The 18,125-nt window shown below is 45.6% G+C and carries 17 protein-coding genes; 1 reads left to right on the top strand and 16 read right to left on the bottom strand.

The features are described from left to right. Positions 1–292: 292 nt before the first annotated feature. The 11 genes from MHB84_RS17345 to MHB84_RS17295 form a co-directional block, all read right to left on the bottom strand. Positions 293–1,996 (bottom strand): ABC transporter substrate-binding protein, encoded by a 1,704-nt coding sequence (locus MHB84_RS17345; protein WP_076291219.1) that lies wholly within the window; start codon positions 1,994–1,996, stop codon positions 293–295. A gap of 381 nt (positions 1,997–2,377) precedes the next feature. Next, positions 2,378–4,066, bottom strand: a complete 1,689-nt coding sequence (locus MHB84_RS17340) for an ABC transporter substrate-binding protein (protein WP_076291218.1) — start codon at positions 4,064–4,066, stop codon at positions 2,378–2,380. A 186-nt stretch (positions 4,067–4,252) separates the two neighbouring features. Beyond that, a complete protein-coding gene (locus tag MHB84_RS17335; RefSeq protein WP_076291217.1) occupies positions 4,253–5,155 on the bottom strand; it encodes a carbohydrate ABC transporter permease in 903 nt (300 codons plus the stop codon). A gap of 15 nt (positions 5,156–5,170) precedes the next feature. Next, positions 5,171–6,154 carry an ABC transporter permease gene (locus tag MHB84_RS17330; protein ID WP_076291216.1) on the bottom strand — a complete coding sequence of 328 codons (984 nt, stop codon included), beginning with the start codon at positions 6,152–6,154 and terminating at the stop codon, positions 5,171–5,173. Between the two features lie 358 nt (positions 6,155–6,512). Continuing rightward, positions 6,513–8,117 (bottom strand): response regulator transcription factor, encoded by a 1,605-nt coding sequence (locus MHB84_RS17325; protein ID WP_076291215.1) that lies wholly within the window; start codon positions 8,115–8,117, stop codon positions 6,513–6,515. Continuing rightward, a complete protein-coding gene (locus MHB84_RS17320) occupies positions 8,110–9,900 on the bottom strand; it encodes a sensor histidine kinase (protein ID WP_076291214.1) in 1,791 nt (596 codons plus the stop codon). The genes MHB84_RS17325 and MHB84_RS17320 overlap by 8 nt, the downstream gene beginning before the upstream one ends. A gap of 193 nt (positions 9,901–10,093) precedes the next feature. Then, positions 10,094–10,516 (bottom strand): OsmC family protein, encoded by a 423-nt coding sequence (locus MHB84_RS17315; RefSeq protein WP_053780142.1) that lies wholly within the window; start codon positions 10,514–10,516, stop codon positions 10,094–10,096. Between the two features lie 17 nt (positions 10,517–10,533). Beyond that, complete coding sequence (locus MHB84_RS17310) at positions 10,534–11,280, bottom strand: amino acid ABC transporter ATP-binding protein (protein ID WP_076291213.1); 747 nt, start codon at positions 11,278–11,280, stop codon at positions 10,534–10,536. A 16-nt stretch (positions 11,281–11,296) separates the two neighbouring features. Beyond that, on the bottom strand, positions 11,297–11,941 hold the full coding sequence (locus MHB84_RS17305; protein ID WP_076291212.1) for an amino acid ABC transporter permease: 645 nt from the start codon (positions 11,939–11,941) through the stop codon (positions 11,297–11,299). Between the two features lie 31 nt (positions 11,942–11,972). Continuing rightward, the gene (locus MHB84_RS17300; protein ID WP_076291291.1) at positions 11,973–12,806 is read right to left on the bottom strand and encodes a substrate-binding periplasmic protein; all 834 of its coding nucleotides are present in this window, start codon (positions 12,804–12,806) and stop codon (positions 11,973–11,975) included. A gap of 176 nt (positions 12,807–12,982) precedes the next feature. Then, positions 12,983–13,615 (bottom strand): TetR/AcrR family transcriptional regulator, encoded by a 633-nt coding sequence (locus MHB84_RS17295; RefSeq protein ID WP_083679068.1) that lies wholly within the window; start codon positions 13,613–13,615, stop codon positions 12,983–12,985. A gap of 239 nt (positions 13,616–13,854) precedes the next feature. Here MHB84_RS17295 and MHB84_RS17290 point away from each other — a divergent pair, with 239 nt between their 5' ends. Further along, entirely contained in the window at positions 13,855–14,643 is a 789-nt protein-coding gene (locus MHB84_RS17290; RefSeq protein WP_064641143.1) for an undecaprenyl-diphosphate phosphatase, read from the top strand. A 207-nt stretch (positions 14,644–14,850) separates the two neighbouring features. Here MHB84_RS17290 and MHB84_RS17285 read toward each other — a convergent pair whose 3' ends face one another. The 5 genes from MHB84_RS17285 to MHB84_RS17265 all read right to left on the bottom strand — a co-directional run bounded on the left by MHB84_RS17285 (position 14,851) and on the right by MHB84_RS17265 (position 18,125). Further along, complete coding sequence (locus tag MHB84_RS17285; protein WP_024631432.1) at positions 14,851–15,177, bottom strand: thioredoxin family protein; 327 nt, start codon at positions 15,175–15,177, stop codon at positions 14,851–14,853. 84 nt (positions 15,178–15,261) lie between these two features. After that, positions 15,262–16,170: an aldo/keto reductase gene (locus MHB84_RS17280; RefSeq protein ID WP_076291209.1), complete on the bottom strand. Its 909-nt coding sequence runs from the start codon at positions 16,168–16,170 to the stop codon at positions 15,262–15,264. Positions 16,171–16,324: 154 nt separating this feature from the next. Continuing rightward, positions 16,325–16,498, bottom strand: a complete 174-nt coding sequence (locus MHB84_RS17275) for a hypothetical protein (protein ID WP_175381661.1) — start codon at positions 16,496–16,498, stop codon at positions 16,325–16,327. A 226-nt stretch (positions 16,499–16,724) separates the two neighbouring features. Then, positions 16,725–17,468, bottom strand: a complete 744-nt coding sequence (gene gpmA / locus MHB84_RS17270; RefSeq protein ID WP_076291208.1) for a 2,3-diphosphoglycerate-dependent phosphoglycerate mutase — start codon at positions 17,466–17,468, stop codon at positions 16,725–16,727. A 72-nt stretch (positions 17,469–17,540) separates the two neighbouring features. Next, a complete protein-coding gene (locus MHB84_RS17265) occupies positions 17,541–18,125 on the bottom strand; it encodes a DUF420 domain-containing protein (protein WP_170867957.1) in 585 nt (194 codons plus the stop codon).

Here is an 18,125-nt window from a genome sequence, read left to right as displayed (position 1 = left end):
GTTTTATCTGTATAACAGGCTTTAAGCCTGAGGATACCGCTCGTAAGACACATTTCTGTATGCGCTTACTAAAAATTTAATTTTGTACTCTTTTTTTCTCAAAACCTAAACTCTTAAAACTCTCTTCAAAATACGTAAAACGTTTTCGTAAAATAATTTAAAACGCTTACTGAAAGTGCTTACATTAACGATTATATGCTATCCTATCCCTTTCGTCAACAATAAAAAAGGCCCCTTTCGAGGGACCTTTTTTGCTATGAAAATGATCATATATTATGTCTTGTTTTCACTATTATTTCACGTCTTTACCTGTCCACAGAGCTACGCGTTCTTTGATCCAAACGGTATATTGTTTCTCCATCTCTACCGCACCAGCTTTATCTAGCTCAGCAAGGAGATCATCATACACTTTATCGAAGTTCTCAGGTTTGGCAAGGATCGCTTCAGGAATACGTTTGCGGACAATATCCTGTGTTTTCTGGAACGCTACGTTATAATCCGTATCCGAAGGTACTGGCATATTATATGCTGCGCCCCAATCTTTCAACTTCAAATCATCTTCAGAAGGATAGAAATCTTTCCACGTTGTAATGCCATAGGCTTTCAATGTTTCCTTCTCTGCGGCAGTATAACCTGCTTGAATCTGTTCAGGGAAGTTCGTTGTGTAGTAGTTACCTGTGGAATCTTTGACACCATCGCCGTATCTAGCACTGAAGATGTTGTACATTCCGATACCTGTTTCTTTGGTGAACGCCGAGTTGTCATTGACTTTGCGATCCTGCACATCAGCAGGGATGACACGGTTGCCATTTTCAACATTGTAGTGTTGGCCTTCAATACCCCAGTTTCTCAGCACCTGACCTTCATCCGAGGCGAGCCAATCCATGAATTTGATAATACGTACAGGGTCTTTCGCAGTTGTGGAAATACCGATGCCGTATCCATCAAATCCAGTTGGTTGGAATGTATGGTCCACAATATCCTTGTTGAGGGATACAGAGAAGTGAGCGTACGTATTCTCACCATTGTTCACTGATTTCAACGCATTCTCAGCTTCGCCATAGTTCCATTCCTGGTCAATCAGCCCCAGTACCCGACCGCTTGCGATTTTGGATTTATATTGGTCATCCTTCTGCACAAATGTATCTTTGTCCAGGATGCCTTCATTGTACATTTTGTTCAACCAGCGGAAGTATTCTTTTTCCTCTGGACGTTTATAGTGCAGCACCGCTTCATACGTTTCAGGGTTAATGTAATATTCACCGTCATCCGGTCCACCGGTTGCCTGGAAGGCTGGATTCGTTACAGTGATCATAATTTTCCAGTCATCTGCATTCAGGGTCAGCGGAATGGTTGGCTGTCCGTCAATAGTTGGATGTTTAGCATAGTATTCTTTCAGTACTTTCTCATAATCCTCAAGCGTTTTCACTTCTGGGTAGCCAAGTTCTTTCAACACCTTTTGCTGAATCTCAAATCCGCCTGTAGCGTCAAACGCAACATTATCTACACCCATGTTCGTTGGGATCGTGTAAATGGACTGGTCTTCCAAACTGTATTTCAGACGGTTCATCTGGTCCCCATAGATTTTCTTCAGGTTTGGTGCATATTGATCAATCAGATCGGTCAGGTCAAGCATCGCACCTGCATCCACAAGCTTAGACAAGTTACCTTTAGGATAGATAATATCAGGGTAATCACCGCTGGCAGCCATCAAAGGTATCTTCTGGTCGCCACCATTATTCACATCATACTCCGCTTCAATTGTAACACCTGTTTGTTTCGTAATTTCTTGGCCGACTGCGTCCTTCATATTGTTCCAGTTTGGACTTGCGTCAGCACCAAAGAACGTAAAGGTGATTGGACTGGTTGTATCCCCAGTGTCCGTTGGTGTCTCTGAAGCCGTAGTTCCTCCTCCGCTACCACTGCATCCTGCTGTAATGGCAAGAGCGCTGGCTAACAGAAGCATTGCGAATGTTTTTGGTGTTTTGCCCTTCATGTGTAATCCCCCTTATGGATAAAATGAAGCTATCTATTGTAGAACAGGCTGACCTGCACATACCGTAATCGGGTGATTCTAATTGTAAAACGTTTGATTTTATAACATAAAAAGCGTTTTCTAAATGAAGTGAAAAACACTCACTCTATCCAGTAATTTGAGAAACCAATCCTTACTCCTTTTGACTGAAAAGATTTGTGTACATGCCTTGATAAATCAGCAATGAAAGTGCTTTCATATTTGAATAATAATCCCTCTAAAAGTCCTTGTCAATAGCCAATTCACAAAATTGAAAACGTTTTTTGGAAAACGTTTTAGGTATAAAAAAGAACCCAGTTTCCTGGGCCCTTTTTTTCGAAAAAACTATTCTGCTAAAACGTATTACTTGCTCTCTTCACCGCTCCACAATTGAACACGGCTTTGCACCAGCTCGGTGTATTGTTTTTCCATGTCCTCTGCTCCTGCTTTGTTAAGTTCAGCAATCATACCGTCATAGATGGCATCAAATTGCTCTGGTGAACTGAGGATTGCTTCTGGGATCCGTTTACGGATAATATCCTGTGTTTTTTGGAAAATAACGTTGTAATTCGAGTCTCCTGGAGTCGGCATATTGTACGCTGCTCCCCATGGTTTAACCGGGAACTCATCTTCACTTGGGAACAGATCTTTCCACGTTGTTGCGCCGTATGCTTTGAGTGTCTCTTTCTCTGCATCGGAATAGGCCGCTACAATCTGCTCAGGGAAATTCGTTGTGTAATAGTTATCGGTGGAATCTTTAACGCCATCTCCATAGTGACCAGACATATTGGTATAGAGGCCAATACCTGTTTCTTTCTGGAATACGGCAGCATTATTCGTTTTTTGGTCCTGAATATCCGCCGGAATCACACGTTTACCATCTTTCACTTCGTACTGCTTACCTTCAATCCCCCAGTTCATCAGCACTTGGCCTTCATCAGAAGCTAGGTAATCAAAGAATTTAATTGTACGAACCGGGTCCGGATTCGATGTTGTAATCCCTACACCCCATCCAGATACAAAACCAGGGTCCTGGAAGGAATGATCCTTGATATCTTTAGACAGAGTTACCGGGAAGTGTGAATATGTCGCTTCATCTTTACCCGCTGCTTTCAATGCGTTCTCCGCATCGGAATAACCCCAATCTTGGTCAATGACACCTAGTACACGTCCACTTGCAATTTTGGATTTGTATTGATCCGTTTTCTGTACGAAGCTGTCCTGATCGAGCAGTCCTTCTGCGTACATATGGTTCAACCAACGGAAATACTCTTTCTCTTCCGGACGTTTGTAATGCAGACTTGCCTCATATGTCTCAGGATCAATATAGTACTCGCCGTCATCCGGAGCCCCTGTTGCCTGGAAGGCCGGATTCGTTACCGTAATCATGATTCTCCAGTCATCTGCGTCCAGGGATAACGGAATCGTTGGTTGACCGTCAATTGTTGGATGTTTCTCTTTGTATGCTTTCAGTACATTCTCATAATCCTGGAGTGTACGCACTTCAGGGTATCCCAGCTCTTTCAATACACGCTGCTGAATCCCAAATCCGCCACCTGCATCAAAATACTTCTGGTCTACCGCATAATACGTAGGCAGTACATAAATCCCTTGATCTTCATTGCTATATTTCAGCCGGTCCATGTAATTACCATACAGCTTCTTCAAATTGGGAGCATATTGCTCGATCAGATCAGTCAGATCAACCATTGCCCCAGCATCCACGAGCTTGCTTAGCTCTCCTTTGGGTGACACGATATCCGGATAGTCTCCGCTTGCTGCCATTAAGGATACTTTATCCTGACCACCACTGACGGCAAACTCACCGTTAAGGGTTACTCCTGTTTTCTCTGTAAGGACCTTCCCCACTTCATCCTTCATACCGTTCCAGTTCGGACTAGGATCGACGCTAAAAAAGTCAAAAGTAATCGGAGACGTATCACCGCTAGTGTCCTTAAACGACGTTTCGCCGCTGTTTCCTCCACCGCAACCTGCGAGCAAAGACATCGCAAGCACTGGAGCCAGTGCAATCTTCATTTTGTTTCTTGCCATAATGGTAATCCTCCCGTTTCATATGTCTGTCTATCCGGGACTTTTTTGTCCCTGTCTATAGCTTCATGAGTGCCACTCCGCAGCCCTATACGGTGAAGCGCAGGCCAAATGGCTGCGCTTCGGGCATTCTGATGCTTCTTTTATTATACGGCCACTCTATCTATGTGGCGGCCTGTATACACTTGCTTAAGCTTTTACTGCACCCAGTGTCATACCACCTACAAAATACTTTTGCAGGAATGGATACACAATCAGGATTGGAACCGTAACAACGATCGTGATCGCCATTTTGATGGATTCCGGTGAAATCTGTGTCATCTGCTGAGCCATATCATTGGCGTTACGTCCGGCACCTGAGCCTTGCTGTGTACTTTGCAGTACTTTCATCAGCTCGTACTGGAGCGTGGTCAGATGCGCCTTCGAACCATTATACAGGTACGTATCGAACCAAGCATTCCACTGGCCTACAGCCAAGAACAACGCGATGGTTGCAAGAACCGGTTTACAGAGCGGCAAAATGATTTTGTAGTAGATCTTAAAGTCATTCGCTCCATCCAGCTTCGCAGATTCCTGCAAGGCATACGGCAAGCCGTCAATGAAGGAACGGATAATGAACACGTTAAACGCACTGATCATACCTGGCAATACATATACCCAGAACGTACCGATCAGGTTCAGGTCACGCATCAGGATGTACACCGGAATCAGACCACCGGAGAAATACATCGTGAGTGCAAGTGCAGTGGAAACAAACTTTCTCAACTTAAAGTCAGGACGACTCAGTGTAAATGCGATCATTGAGGAACTGATCAAGCCGAGCAACGTACCTACAATGGTACGTAGAATGGATACCTGCAAACCTTGCAGCAATCCATCGTATTGGAAAATCGTTTTGTAGTTTTGCAATGTGAAATCACGTGGCCACAAGTAAATTCCACCACGTACGGTATCTGTCGAGTTATTAAGTGAGATAGCCAGTACGTTCAGGAATGGATACAGTGTTACAATCAGCACCAGGGTCATCGCGAGGATGTTGAATATATCGAACAGCTTATCGCCCCGAGTAGCATTGAATGCTTTGTTCGCCATAATGTCGTCCCCTCCCTACATGATGCTTTCTTTGGTGAATTTTTTGAACAATCCGTTCGCTGTAAACAGAAGGATGATACTGACAACGGAGTTGAATATGCCTATGGCTGTACCATACGAGAATCGTCCCATATTCAAACCATAATTGAGCGCGTATAGATCAAGCACTTCCGAGTAGTCTAGCACCAGACTGTTTTGCAGCAAAAATTGCTTCTCAAAACCGATACTGATCAAATGCCCGATAGACATGATGAACAGTACAGAGATTGTAGTCCGAATGCCTGGCAGCGTGATATGCCACATTTGTCTCCAACGGTTCGCCCCGTCTACACGGGAAGCTTCGTAAAGTTCTTGGTCAATGCCGGTAATGGCCGCCAGATAGATGATGGCATTCCAGCCGGTTTCCTTCCACATATCTGAAGCGGTTACAATGTACCAGAACAAGTTCCCCTTCGCCATGAACTGGATCGGCTGATCGATAATGTTTAGGTTTACCAAAATGTCATTGATAATCCCGCCATCGGTGGAGAGCATCTTGGTAATAATCCCTGCCACTACGACCCAGGATACAAAGTGAGGCAGATATGATACCGTTTGCACGGCGCGCTTGAAGAACATGCCTCTCATCTCATTCAAGAGAATCGCAAAGAAAATCGGCACGATAAAACCGACAACCAGTCCCATCAAGCTCATTGCAAGCGTATTTCGAAGTACCAGATAGAAGCGATCATCACTGAACAGCTCTACAAAGTGTTTAAAACCAACCCACTCTTGATCACCGAATGATCTAGCTGGTTTATAGTTTTGGAAAGCCATCGTCCATCCCCATAGTGGCAGATAGTTAAATACAAAAACCCAAGCTACGAATGGCAATGACATAAGATAGAGATACTTTTGCTGTTTCATGCTGTCCCAAATTCTGTTCCGCCGTTTTTGTGTTGACGGATTGGGGTCACTGCTTTTTTTCGCGGAAGCGGATTTTTCTGTTAGCGTTTCCATCTCCGTTCCCCCTCCTCTGATTTATAAAATAATCATACCTGATAGAGCGTTTTCAAAATACCAGCTGGATTTTAGAGAAAATCATATAAAAATTAGATATACCCCTATAAAATCCGATATTATATCTATAAAATTAGTGATAATGACGCTGTCTATTATTTATTAATGAAATTAAAAGGGAAATTAATTTGAAAATGGTAATTATCGAAAACGTTTTATAGAAATCGTTTACTTTATGTAAAATCAAAAAAAAAAGGACCTCAAGGGTCCTTTCAATAGACTATAAGTTCGAAAACGTTTTTTACCTAATCAGGAGAAATCCCAACGATAAGAGGCACTACTCCCCTCCGAACATGGGCTACTCCCGTTCCGGCTCTCCTGAAGAATCCTTCGACTGTGATCTCGCAAGCTCTCTTGCATGTTTGTAAGCGGAGGGTGATTCCCCTACATACTTCTTGAATTTGCCGTGGAAGTAATCCACGTTGGCATACCCCACTCTCGCGGCAACCTGATGCACCTTTAAGCCTTCATCGAGCAGTTCCTTTGCCTTCTCCATTCGAACCTTATCGAGAAATGCATTGAAATATTCCCCGGTATGATTTTTGAATAACTTGCCCAGATAACTGCTATTGTAGTTAAATACCTCTGCTAGAACCTCAAGCTTGAGATTTTCGCCCGGATTACGTCGGATAAATTCAATCATCTGTTTCAGTACTGTATCTTTGCTGCCTCCACCCATGCGTTGAATAAGCCGATTGAGGTGTTCAGCAGCCATCACTTTGAGATCCAGTAACGTTAATTGATGATAAACCTCCGTAATGAGAACGGAATGCTCTTGCATAAGGGATTGCATATGCTGATTGGTTGCTGCAAGTTTGTTAATCGCCAATGAAAAGACTTGGGAGAACGCCGTCTTAATCGCCTGTTCTGTCTGGTGATGTGGAATCAGTCGTTCCTCCATCTCCGTCAGCACACGCATCACGGACTCGCTACTTCGAATGTCGAGCGCATAATACAGCTTGTCCGCCAGCTCCGCTTCATCCGGTTCACCGCTTTCTTCCTCATTGACAACAATGGATGCAGAAGAAATCTTGCTCTTTTCGTCTTCGTTCCATAACATAATACGTTGTTCCGCGAACAGGAAACGTCCGCCCAATATGCTGTTGGCCTGATTATAGGAATGAGCGATGTCTGCTGTGGAGTCTACTGGTTCACCTGCTGCCGCGTACATGAGAATATTCCACTCTCCCAGCAGCCCTTCCAACTCATCATATAAACGCTGGGCAGATTGTACAGTCAAAATAGGCTCTTTACATAACAGTCCCAGTCCGGAATGGAACGAAAACACAATGCCCCGATCTTTCTGGTCAAAAGTTTCCGCCAGTCTGCGTTTCACCACACTACCACGCTGTAAATCAGGTTCGGCATGCATCTCCAGCAGCACGACCTGATACTGCGACCAGTTCAACCCTAGAGCATTTGCTTCCATCGTTTCTGTACCTTCCAGACTATCAAAAAGCAATGCTTCAATCTGATGCTCCCGGTAGACCGTATCCTCACCAGCATGGCGGGCCAGTGTCTCACGTTCCCGTGTCAGCATCACAGAGATCCGCTCCAGCTCACTGATAATCTCCTCTTCATCCACCGGCTTGAGCAGATATCCATCCACGCCAAAACTAATGGCTTTCTTGGCATAATCAAAATCGGCGTACCCACTCAGGATTAGAAAGTGCGAACCCGGATGGTGCTGCCGCACTTCCTCAATGACATCCAGTCCGGTCATGCCGGGCATACGTATATCAATGATCGTCAGGTCCGGTTCCAACTCTTCGAAACGGGTAATAGCCTCACGCCCGCTCGCAGCTGTAGCAATTACCTGAAAGCCGTATTTTTCCCAATCAATGATCGTTGTCAGTCCTTCACGTATGCTCGGTTCATCATCTACTAATAACACTTTATACATGCTGGTCTCCTCCTGCTGGCAAGGTGAAAGAAACCTCTGTTCCTTTCCCGTATACACTTTTAATCTGCAACCCGTATGGCTCTCCATAGGTCAACGTTAAACGTTGATGTACGTTACGCATGCCAATCCGGCTCTTCTCCTGTTCTTCCGGTCCACAGATGAACTGCATCACTTCAGCCAGACGCTCCGGCGTAATGCCTGCTCCATCATCATCGACACACACCTGAACAACATCCTCCACCAAACGAATATTTATATTCACACGGACCGTACCCTCTTTATTTTCCAAACCATGCACAATCGCATTCTCAACCAGAGGCTGAATAATCAAAGGAGGGATGTATATCTTCTCTACCTCCGGATCGATATGGATCTGGAAAGCAAGACGGTCACCGTAACGGAATTTTTGAATTTCCAGATAAGAACGTACCATCTCCAGCTCGGCTCTGAACGTCGTTTTGCCGCTTCCAATCTCAAGGCTCTTGCGCATCAGTTTGCCTAGCAGCCTAACAATATTGGCAATCTCCGCCTCACCTTTGATATGGGCTTTCATGCGGATCGACTCCAGTGCATTAAACAAAAAATGAGGATTGATCTGGCTGGCCATCATTTTCAGTTTAATCTCTTTCTGCGCGATTTCCAATTGATTGTTCTGTTCCGTTGCCTCTACCACTTGAGTCATCAGTTCATTAATGCTCTTCACCATGTAATTGAACTGCCTGGACAGTTGCCCGATCTCATCATTTCCATCAATGCGGGAAGTAACGTTAAGATCGCCCAGCGCGAGCTTATTCAGGTGTTTGCTAAGGCGTAACAATCGGTTCGATGTGAGAAATGAAATGATATATACAAGCAACAATGCAATGACCAACACTAACGTAATAAAGAGCATACCGATCATGCTAATGGTATTCGCATCTTTGACAATATTTTTGGTGGCAAAAACGGAAATGATCTTCAGGCTATTCATGCTCGATCCAGGACTGATCTCATCAATGATAATGTTGGACGGCTCGCCCTGAAAATCAGCTTCAATTGTACCTTTGGCCTGGTTTTGCAGATCTACACCAAAATCTAGCTCGTCCAGCGTCTTGCCTACAAGCTCGGTATTCTTGGCAGCAACCACATAACCCTGTTCGTCCGTAATCAACGTCTCGAACGGTTCCTGACGTAACAATCCATTCAGCTCATCCTGATTGATTACAATCATCAGTACACCCTCGGTCCGATATTCGGCAAAAGGCACTTTACGTACCAGACTAAGCTTGTGCACCGGATTATCTCCCTTGTCAGGAATGTAGAACCAACCAATGCTCGTCGTTTGCAGTGCTTTCTGGTACCAGTAGCTCTCCTCGGTCTGCTTGTCCACCGGAATGAACTCCAGATTGTTGATCAGCGTCGGATTGGTCGAGTAAAACCGAATGCCTGCAACCTCACGGTACAGACGCTTGTATTCCTGAAAATCTTTGTATGCGAGGTACGCCGATGTCAGCTCCACAACGCTTTCGTACCTTTTGTTCACAATTTCCTTCAATTCATTGTTGAACATCAGAATGTTGGAAATATCTGTGGGTACACGCAGCAGTGTTGCGGTCTGACTCTTGACCTTCTCCACGTTGTTGATCGTCTGTCCTATTGCATTGTCCAGCGCTTGCTTACGAAAGTATCCGGTTACAGCAAGTCCAATAATCAGTACTGGAATCATGACGACAAGTACATAGGATATGAGCAATTTATGCTTTAATTTAAGATTGTTGGATGTTTGAATGAGCCTTCTAAACATATCTGCACCTTCCGTCGCTTATAAGCGCTTACATATAAAGGTCAGTACATATTGCGCCTGCCCTTCCAATTCATCATACCACATAACAGCAAAAGCCCTGCAAGAGGGCTTCAAAAAAAGGCACTCCCATACCTGGAAGCGCCTCTTCAGTATATACTTTTATATAAATTAACTAGGAGTTATCCATATGCCGTTATGGACGTGGTGTGTCTACCCCATTCAGAATTAGCTTGGGATGAATATCTGCGCTAAGTGAAGCGGAAACTGCACAATACTTTTCTTCAGCCATTTGGATGGCTTTCCAGATCCGGTAATCCGGGATATCACCGTCTACCTTGAAGATCAGGTCAATGGCCGTAAAACCTTTCGGCATACCTTCACTGCGTGTACCCTGTGCTTCAATCTCAATGCCTGTAATTTTGTCCAGGAAAGCATCCAGAATCATCGTGATATCGATCCCCATACAACCTCCGAGACCTGCCAGTAACAATTCCATGGGTGTAGCACCCTTGCTGTCACCACCATAAGCTGCTGTGGCATCCATGCCAACTGCGTAGCCAGAGGGTCCTTCGGAAGTAAACGCGCGTTTGCCTTTCCATACCGTTGTTACATTCATGATGTTATCCTTCTTTCTTAGAATTCAGTAATTTGCTGCAAGAAACGGCGTGTCCGCTCTTGGGTCGGGTGTTCAAAAAAGGCCTGTGGACTTGCTTCTTCCACAATCGATCCATCCGCCATAAAGACAATTTTGTTAGCCACATTCCGGGCAAACTTCAACTCATGTGTAACGACCAGCATCGTCATGCCTTCCTGTGCCAACTCCTTCATAACGGAGAGCACTTCGCCCACCAGTTCAGGATCAAGGGCTGAGGTAGGCTCGTCAAACAGCATCACTTCAGGCTCCATGGCCAGTGCGCGGGCAATTGCTACGCGCTGTTGCTGTCCACCAGACAAACGGGATGGATATGCATCCTGCTTGTCCGATAGGCCTACTCGATCCAGCAGAATCCGGCCACGTTCGGCCGCTTCATCCCGCTTGATTTTTTTCACAGTCACGAGCCCTTCCATCACATTGCCAAGCACCGTCTTGTGCGGATACAGATTGAACTGCTGGAATACCATGCCAGTCTGCCGACGGATTTCAAGTACCCGTGCCCGCTGGATTCGCTGCGAGTCGGTACTGTCTACTACAACACCATTTACTTCAATCTTGCCGCCAGAGAGTTCCTCCAAGCCGTTCAGACAGCGCAGCAGCGTACTTTTGCCTGATCCACTGGGTCCCAGCAGAACAACAATATCTTTCGCATCGACATGCAGATCTATATTTGTGAGAACTTCATTTTCCCCAAAACGTTTGGTCAATCCTGTAGTTGTAATCACCGGTTCTCCCCTCCTATCAGTAAGCCCGGGCCAGCCGGCGCTCCACTTGTTCCAGAATGGCCGAGAATCCGATACTCATGATCCAATAGATCACGCCAATCGCCAGATAAAACGGCATATTAACGTAATATTGCGCGACCAGTAGCTGTGCCGAGCGAAGCAACTCCGTAACCCCTAGGGCTGCCACAAGTGATGTTTCTTTCAGCATGCCGATAAACGTATTGCCCATTGGAGGGATCGCGATACGCACCGCTTGGGGGAATATAATCCTTCTCATCGTTTGAGCCGGTGTCATGCCTGTAGCATATGCGGCCTCCGTCTGCCCTTTTGGTACAGCTTGAATTGCTCCGCGGAACGTTTCGGACAGAAATGCACCCGCATTAAGACTAAGCCCTAGACAAGCTGCCGTTAGGGAGCCTAAAGTTACGCCATAATCAACCAACCCAAAATAAATAACGAATAATTGCACCAGCAGCGGGGTTCCCCGCATGATGGATACATAAAACCTTGCGATCAACCTAAGCCACATAGGCCCCTTCAGACGAGCGATAGCGACTAGTACTCCGATAATAAAGGCAAAAAACATGGAGATCACAGTTACATACAGCGTATAGTAAGCCCCCTTCAGAAAGAAGGGGATATTCTCAAATACCAGTTCCATAGATCAAACTTCCCTTCGCCTTGCAGGTTCATTATTGCGCAGGCTCTTCACCAAACCATTTTTTGAAGATGGTATTATACGTACCATCATCTTTCATGCTTTTGAGAGCGTCATTGAGTGCTGCTACGAGTTCTGGATTGTCTTTGCGCACAGCAATACCTGCCTGATCACTCTTGATAGGTTCACCTACGGCTTTGATGTTGAAGCCGTTAGCATCTACAATCGGTTTCAGCGCGTACAGGTTGTTGATCGTTGCATCGATCCGTCCAGCGTCCAGATCTTTCAATGATGTGATAACATCGTCATAGGTCTTGATAGTGAAATTGCCGACTTTAGGTAGCACTTCGTTACGCAGATAAGTTTCATCATTGGTACCGAGGCCTACACCAATCGTTTTACCTTTGAAATCTTCCAGCTTGGTAATGTCATTTTTATCACTTTTGACAATGATTTTCACATCGTTCGTAATATACGGATCACTGAAATCAAGTACTTTCTTGCGATCATCGGTAATCGTCATCTGGCTGATAATGGCATCCAGCTTTTTGGCTTGCAGACTTGGTGTCAGGCCGGAGAACTCCTGGGATACAAATTCAACCTTAACCCCAAGACGCTTCGCAACCTCACGTGCGATATCTGCATCGTAGCCGTCCATTTCTTTCTTATCGTTCAGGAAGTTGTATGGAGCGTACGTGCCCATCATACCCACTTTGATGACGCCAGCAGACTTGATCTGCTCGAGTTCATTGTTCGCCTGTGCTCCATTGCTGCTTCCATTGTCCGTAGCTTTACTGCCACAAGCGCTGAGCACCAGCACCGTCATTAGCAGCAGGGCTGTTAAAGTCCAGCCTTTGCGAGATTTCATTCCATATGTTTTATTCATGTCATTAACTTCCTCTCATCCATGTAGTCATGTCTTGTTGAAACTTCTTTTTCCTGTCTTCCTAAACCGCAGTTGTACCCATTATTCCCTGCTGCTGGCTTAATCATGTGAATAATTAATCCAGTTGTTGAAAATAAAGCTCCAGGGCCAGCACACCTTTATGTGCCGAGCAGTCCGTAAAATTCAAAGCTTGCCGCCTCCGCAGCTAATGTCGTTGCTGACATTGATGAGAACTCGCTGTGAAGCTGCTCCGAACCAAACAGCCAGCGCGTAATCATGCCTTCAATCATGCTAACCAGGAGCGCAGCACGGAGCGGTACATTCATGGAATCCGGCAGCATGCCCAGCTCAATGGCCCGTTGCATGTTGTGGCGAAACGCCTGTTCTACTGCCCCCCGTGTCTCCTCGACCAGACGGCGTACCGAATCCTCCGACACGATACCTTTAAGCAACAACTCCATAAAATAACGATTGTCCTCTGCAAAGGAGAATAAGTCGGTAAACAGTCGTTCCGAAGCTCTTACCATATCCTCAACCGATCCGGCATCCTTGCGGTAGCCTTGTCCAATCGCTTCAAGCAACTTCTCCCTGCCGGTTAACACAATCTCCGAGGCAATGGCCTCCTTACTTTTAAAGTGCCAGTAAAAAGTGCCTTGCGCGACGCCCGCTTCCCGGACGATATCGGAAATTTTCGTCTGATGGTAGCCCTGGGTCGCAAAACGTTCCATCGCTATGCGTATAATTTGGTCCCGGCGTTCTTCTCCGGGTTCCAAATGATTGTTTTTGGACATTTGCCTATCCTCCCGATTGATCAGTCAGTCAGTTAATGTATATCCTATTGGATAACTAGGTTTTTGTCAATATGGTTTTAAACAATTCATTACGAGCATAAGTTGAAGTTGAGCGCATTTGTGATCATAATAGATGATAGCCTTGTTCTAATGAGCGGGCATTGTCACGCAGGACAGCCTATATGCTGTCATCTGCATTTCAAGGAGGAAGAGAATTGGACTTTATATCATCGATTATTATGGGCATCATCGAAGGTTTGACTGAGTTTTTGCCCGTGTCCTCGACCGGACACATGATTCTGACTGCCCACTTGCTGGGATTATCGGAGGACAACGAGTCAGTCAAAACGTTTGAGGTGGTTGTGCAACTCGGAGCTGTACTAGCTGTCGTTGTGCTGTACTGGAACAAATTCATTGATATGTTCCGCTTCACCGGAGGCAAAAGGAGTTACACCTCCCGCCTGAACCTCATACATATCTTTTTGGCGATGGTTCCAGCCGTGGTCATTGGACTTGTATTCCGGGATTGGATCAAGGCGCATCTGTTTGGAGCACAAACGGTGCTGTACAGTCTTGTTATTGGTGGTATTCTGATGATTGTCGCTGAACGTTGGAGCCACCGCAGCGAACGCATTACAACCCATGATGTAGACGATATTACGTATAAACAGGCATTTGTAGTGGGTCTTTTTCAGATTCTCGCATTATGGCCAGGCTTCTCCCGTTCCGGTTCGACGATCTCGGGCGGTCTGTTCGCAGGGGTAAGCCGGGTTGCTGCAGCAGAATTTACATTCCTGGTCTCTGTGCCGATTATGATTGGAGCCACAGGATATGATCTATACAAAAGTATCGATCATCTAAATACCAGCGATTTCCCGATCTTCGCGATTGGATTCATTGCCGCATTTATCGTAGCCATGCTTGCCATTAAGACGTTCCTATCCATTTTGAAAAAACTGAGTCTGACCGTCTTTGCAGTCTATCGCTTCGTGCTGGCAGCCGTATTCTTTATCATTTTAATGATGTAACCCTATCTTCAAGTCCTGTAACAATAAAGCCAATGGCAACCTGTTCCCTTCGGAACTAGGCTGCCATTTTTAATTTGCACAACCTCATCAACAAACGATTTCATTTGTGAACCACACCTACCCCCTCGTCCAGATAACATAAACACCCCCTATCAGCGATAGGAGGCGTTCCATATAACTACTGCGATCTAAACGAACTGATTATGGTTATACCTTGGACTCCAAAGTCTGCAGGTACTCCGAGATTTGAGCAGGCGTTTTTGCCCATTTGCTGTGCAGATGCGCAATTTTCTTGCCGTTCTGGAATACGAGCAGGCTTGGAATACCGCGTACACCGTTCTCTTCCGCAAACGGCAGGAACTCTTCTGCATCGAGAGCATAGAAGGTTTTATCCGCATGCTGGTCGATCACGTCCCCGATAAAGCGATCCAGGTTTTTGCAATCCGGACACCAGGTTGTATCAAATTTAATGACGGTCAGCCCGTCAGAATTGATTGTATCGCGATATTGTTGTTCACTTTGAATTCTTTCCATATGTCTTCTCTCCCTTAATTGATTCTTTATGGTTGACCTTCATTGTACCTCGTATAGTTACAATTGAAAATAGGCTACCAACGTTTAACGGTGCTGCTTGTAGAGATTGGCGGGACTTAGCTCCCGTATTTCGTTAATCTCCGCAGCCGTAAGTGGTACAGATTCCGAAGCAGCAATATTATGCAACAACTGCTCTCTCGAACTGGCACCTGGCACGACAGCCGCAACAGCGGGATGTGCCAAAGCATAACGAATGGCCGTTTGAGCCATGCTGCGATTGTCTGTAACCAACCGGCTCAGGCCTTCTCGTATGATGTGCAACTCCTCAGGAGTATAATCCAAATAACCCTTATCTGCCTTGGCAGCACCAGAATCGGCGAGAACACCACTTGCCACGGGTCCACGAGCGATAACGCTAATCCCCTTTTGCTCTAATAAAGGTAATACTTCCTCTTCGGCTCGGCGATCCGCAACGCTGTATTGATTCATCACGCTGACAATGGAAGCTCTCTGCACATATTCACGAATCACGTTAGGCCGGATGGAGGATATGCCGTAATACCGAATAAGACCTTCCTGCTTCAGTTCCTCAAAGGCTTCGATCGTCTCTTCGATTGGATCATCCAGAGTGCCACCATGCAGCTGATATAGATCAATATAATCCGTCTGCAGCCGTTTCAGGCTGTCTCGTACAGCTTGTTTGATATAGGCTTTGGACGGGTCCCATGACCAGCCTTCTTTTCCTGGTATGCGACGATTACCAACCTTGGTCGCCACAATGACCTGATCCCGGCGTCCCTGGATAGCCTGGCCCACGATTTCTTCGTTTAATCCTGCATCATACAGGTCAGCGGTATCCAGAAGATTAACGCCACGATCCAATGCTTCATGAATCAAGGCTACGGCAGGTTTCACTTCGGTTCCAAGCGACATGCAGCCTAGGCCAACTTCACCTACCATGAGTTCGGATGAACCCAGACGATTTTTCTTCATATGTTGTACATCCCCTTCCATACGTTCTGCAAGTTTCCATTGTATCATTCTTGCTGGCAAAAATCGCATGTAACATATGAGCGCATACAAAAACCCGGGACCATACCAGCTCCGGGCTTCCTCATGCTAATTGACTCCTATATCAAAATCTATTTTAAATCACACGTGAACCTTTTTTGCTTCCATAAGACGGTTTTGAAGATGAACCTGAATTTTTCATCAGTCCTGACACCGTACTGAACAGCTTATCCCTTGCTTGTTTGTTCCTCATCAAGTAAGTCACGCCTGCTCCAATGGCTGTTACAATAATTCCACTTTTTTTAGACATATGTTGTTCCTCCTTCAGGATTAATGTACATCGTGTCTTGCTTGAGATTACCCTCTAGGAGAAAAACGAAACGTCAGATGCAATCGCTAAAATTAGAGAATGGCTATTATAACTTAAAAAGATGGCCACCTGAGAATTCAGGAGCCATCTTCTAACGTGCAGTATAAGTATAAGTCGAAATCATCGTTACTACTGTATAACCTATTTGGTCATAACAATCGTCCGGTCAATCGGACGGCGGTGCGACATGAGTCATTTCCTCATGTTTGTACGTGGATCCATCCGCAGTCAGGTAGAAATGCCCGATCGGATGCAGATCTTCATCCAGTTCATAGACCAGTGGAATGCCTGTCGGGATATTAAGCGCCATTACGTCTGCTTCGGACATTTGGTCCAGATGCATGACGAGTGAACGGAGCGTATTGCCGTGCGCGGAGATAAGTACCCTTTTGCCCGCTGACACAACCGGTTTGATCTCTGCATTCCAATACTCCAGCACCCGCTTCGATGTTTCCATCAAATTCTCGGTACGCGGGATGGTGCAGCCCAGTCGCTCATACTTGTCCTGATCCTGAACATAACGCTCGTCAGTTTCGTCCAGTGCAGGAGGAGATACGCTAACGGAGCGTCTCCACTCCTTCACCTGCTCCTCACCGTACTTCAGCGCAGTCTGCTGTTTGTTCAGTCCTTGCAGTGCACCATAATGACGTTCGTTCAGCTTCCACGTCTTCGTGATCGGAATCCACATCCGGTCCATCTCATCAAGTGCAATATCCAGTGTTCGAATGGAGCGTTTAAGTACCGAAGCATAAGCGTAGTCAAAATCAAAACCCTGTTCCTTCAGGATCTTTCCCGCTTTACGCGCTTCTCCGTAACCATCGGTCGTCAGATCCACATCCGTCCAACCGGTAAAACGGTTCTCCACGTTCCACATACTCTGTCCATGGCGAATCAATACGACTCTGTACATAAGCGTGAATCCTCCTTCCATGAAACCATTACCCGCAAGGCGAGCCGGATATGCCCATGATATGTGAAATTATTAATAGTACGGTGCCATCATCAGATATACAACTACACCCGTGGAACTCACGTAGAGCCAGATTGGCATCGTCCAGCGAGCAATTTTACGGTGTTTCTTCAATTGATTCGTCCAGCCCCATACCAGAGTGAACAAAGCAAGCGGCACAATAATCGCTGCCAGAATGCTGTGTGTGATCAGAATGAAGAAATATATGGAACGAATAATGCCTTCTCCACCGTATTTGGACGTTTCCGGAGACAAATAGTGGAACGACAAATACGTAACGAGAAATAAAAGGGTCGTTGAAAATGCAGCAAGGATGAAACGTTTGTGCAATTTCACATTCCGCTTGATAATGGCAATCAAGGCCGCAAGCAGGAAGATAAAGGTGAAGCTGTTGAACACGGCGTTAAACCGCGGCAACACTGTAATGTCAAAGGCTACATCGCCTTTGTATCCGATGGACGGTGCAAAGAACAACAATAAAATAATGACATTGGCGATAATGGAAATGGTAATAATGAGACCTGCAAAATTTTTATTACTGGTCGGGGCAATCTGATTGGATTGAATGTTCGGGTCCCCTTTGTCCTGTTTGCCCAA

The sequence above is a fragment of the Paenibacillus sp. FSL F4-0087 genome, assembly GCF_038020215.1.
In the GTDB taxonomy this organism is placed as follows: domain Bacteria; phylum Bacillota; class Bacilli; order Paenibacillales; family Paenibacillaceae; genus Paenibacillus; species Paenibacillus taichungensis.
This window is presented reverse-complemented; position numbering and strand designations above follow the sequence as displayed.

Bases quoted from the DNA above. Each gene is read 5' to 3' on its own strand.
- MHB84_RS17280 (WP_076291209.1), bottom strand. From the start codon at position 16,170: ATGAAGAAAAATCGTCTGGGTTCATCCGAACTCATGGTAGGTGAAGTT.
- MHB84_RS17345 (WP_076291219.1), bottom strand. From the start codon at position 1,996: ATGAAGGGCAAAACACCAAAAACATTCGCAATGCTTCTGTTAGCCAGC.
- MHB84_RS17335 (WP_076291217.1), bottom strand. From the start codon at position 5,155: ATGGCGAACAAAGCATTCAATGCTACTCGGGGCGATAAGCTGTTCGAT.
- MHB84_RS17285 (WP_024631432.1), bottom strand. From the start codon at position 15,177: ATGGAAAGAATTCAAAGTGAACAACAATATCGCGATACAATCAATTCT.
- MHB84_RS17325 (WP_076291215.1), bottom strand. From the start codon at position 8,117: ATGTATAAAGTGTTATTAGTAGATGATGAACCGAGCATACGTGAAGGA.
- MHB84_RS17315 (WP_053780142.1), bottom strand. From the start codon at position 10,516: ATGAATGTAACAACGGTATGGAAAGGCAAACGCGCGTTTACTTCCGAA.
- MHB84_RS17295 (WP_083679068.1), bottom strand. From the start codon at position 13,615: ATGTCCAAAAACAATCATTTGGAACCCGGAGAAGAACGCCGGGACCAA.
- MHB84_RS17330 (WP_076291216.1), bottom strand. From the start codon at position 6,154: ATGGAAACGCTAACAGAAAAATCCGCTTCCGCGAAAAAAAGCAGTGAC.
- MHB84_RS17300 (WP_076291291.1), bottom strand. From the start codon at position 12,806: ATGAAATCTCGCAAAGGCTGGACTTTAACAGCCCTGCTGCTAATGACG.
- MHB84_RS17275 (WP_175381661.1), bottom strand. From the start codon at position 16,498: ATGTCTAAAAAAAGTGGAATTATTGTAACAGCCATTGGAGCAGGCGTG.
- MHB84_RS17320 (WP_076291214.1), bottom strand. From the start codon at position 9,900: ATGTTTAGAAGGCTCATTCAAACATCCAACAATCTTAAATTAAAGCAT.
- MHB84_RS17290 (WP_064641143.1), top strand. From the start codon at position 13,855: ATGGGCATCATCGAAGGTTTGACTGAGTTTTTGCCCGTGTCCTCGACC.
- MHB84_RS17305 (WP_076291212.1), bottom strand. From the start codon at position 11,941: ATGGAACTGGTATTTGAGAATATCCCCTTCTTTCTGAAGGGGGCTTAC.
- MHB84_RS17340 (WP_076291218.1), bottom strand. From the start codon at position 4,066: ATGGCAAGAAACAAAATGAAGATTGCACTGGCTCCAGTGCTTGCGATG.
- gpmA (WP_076291208.1), bottom strand. From the start codon at position 17,468: ATGTACAGAGTCGTATTGATTCGCCATGGACAGAGTATGTGGAACGTG.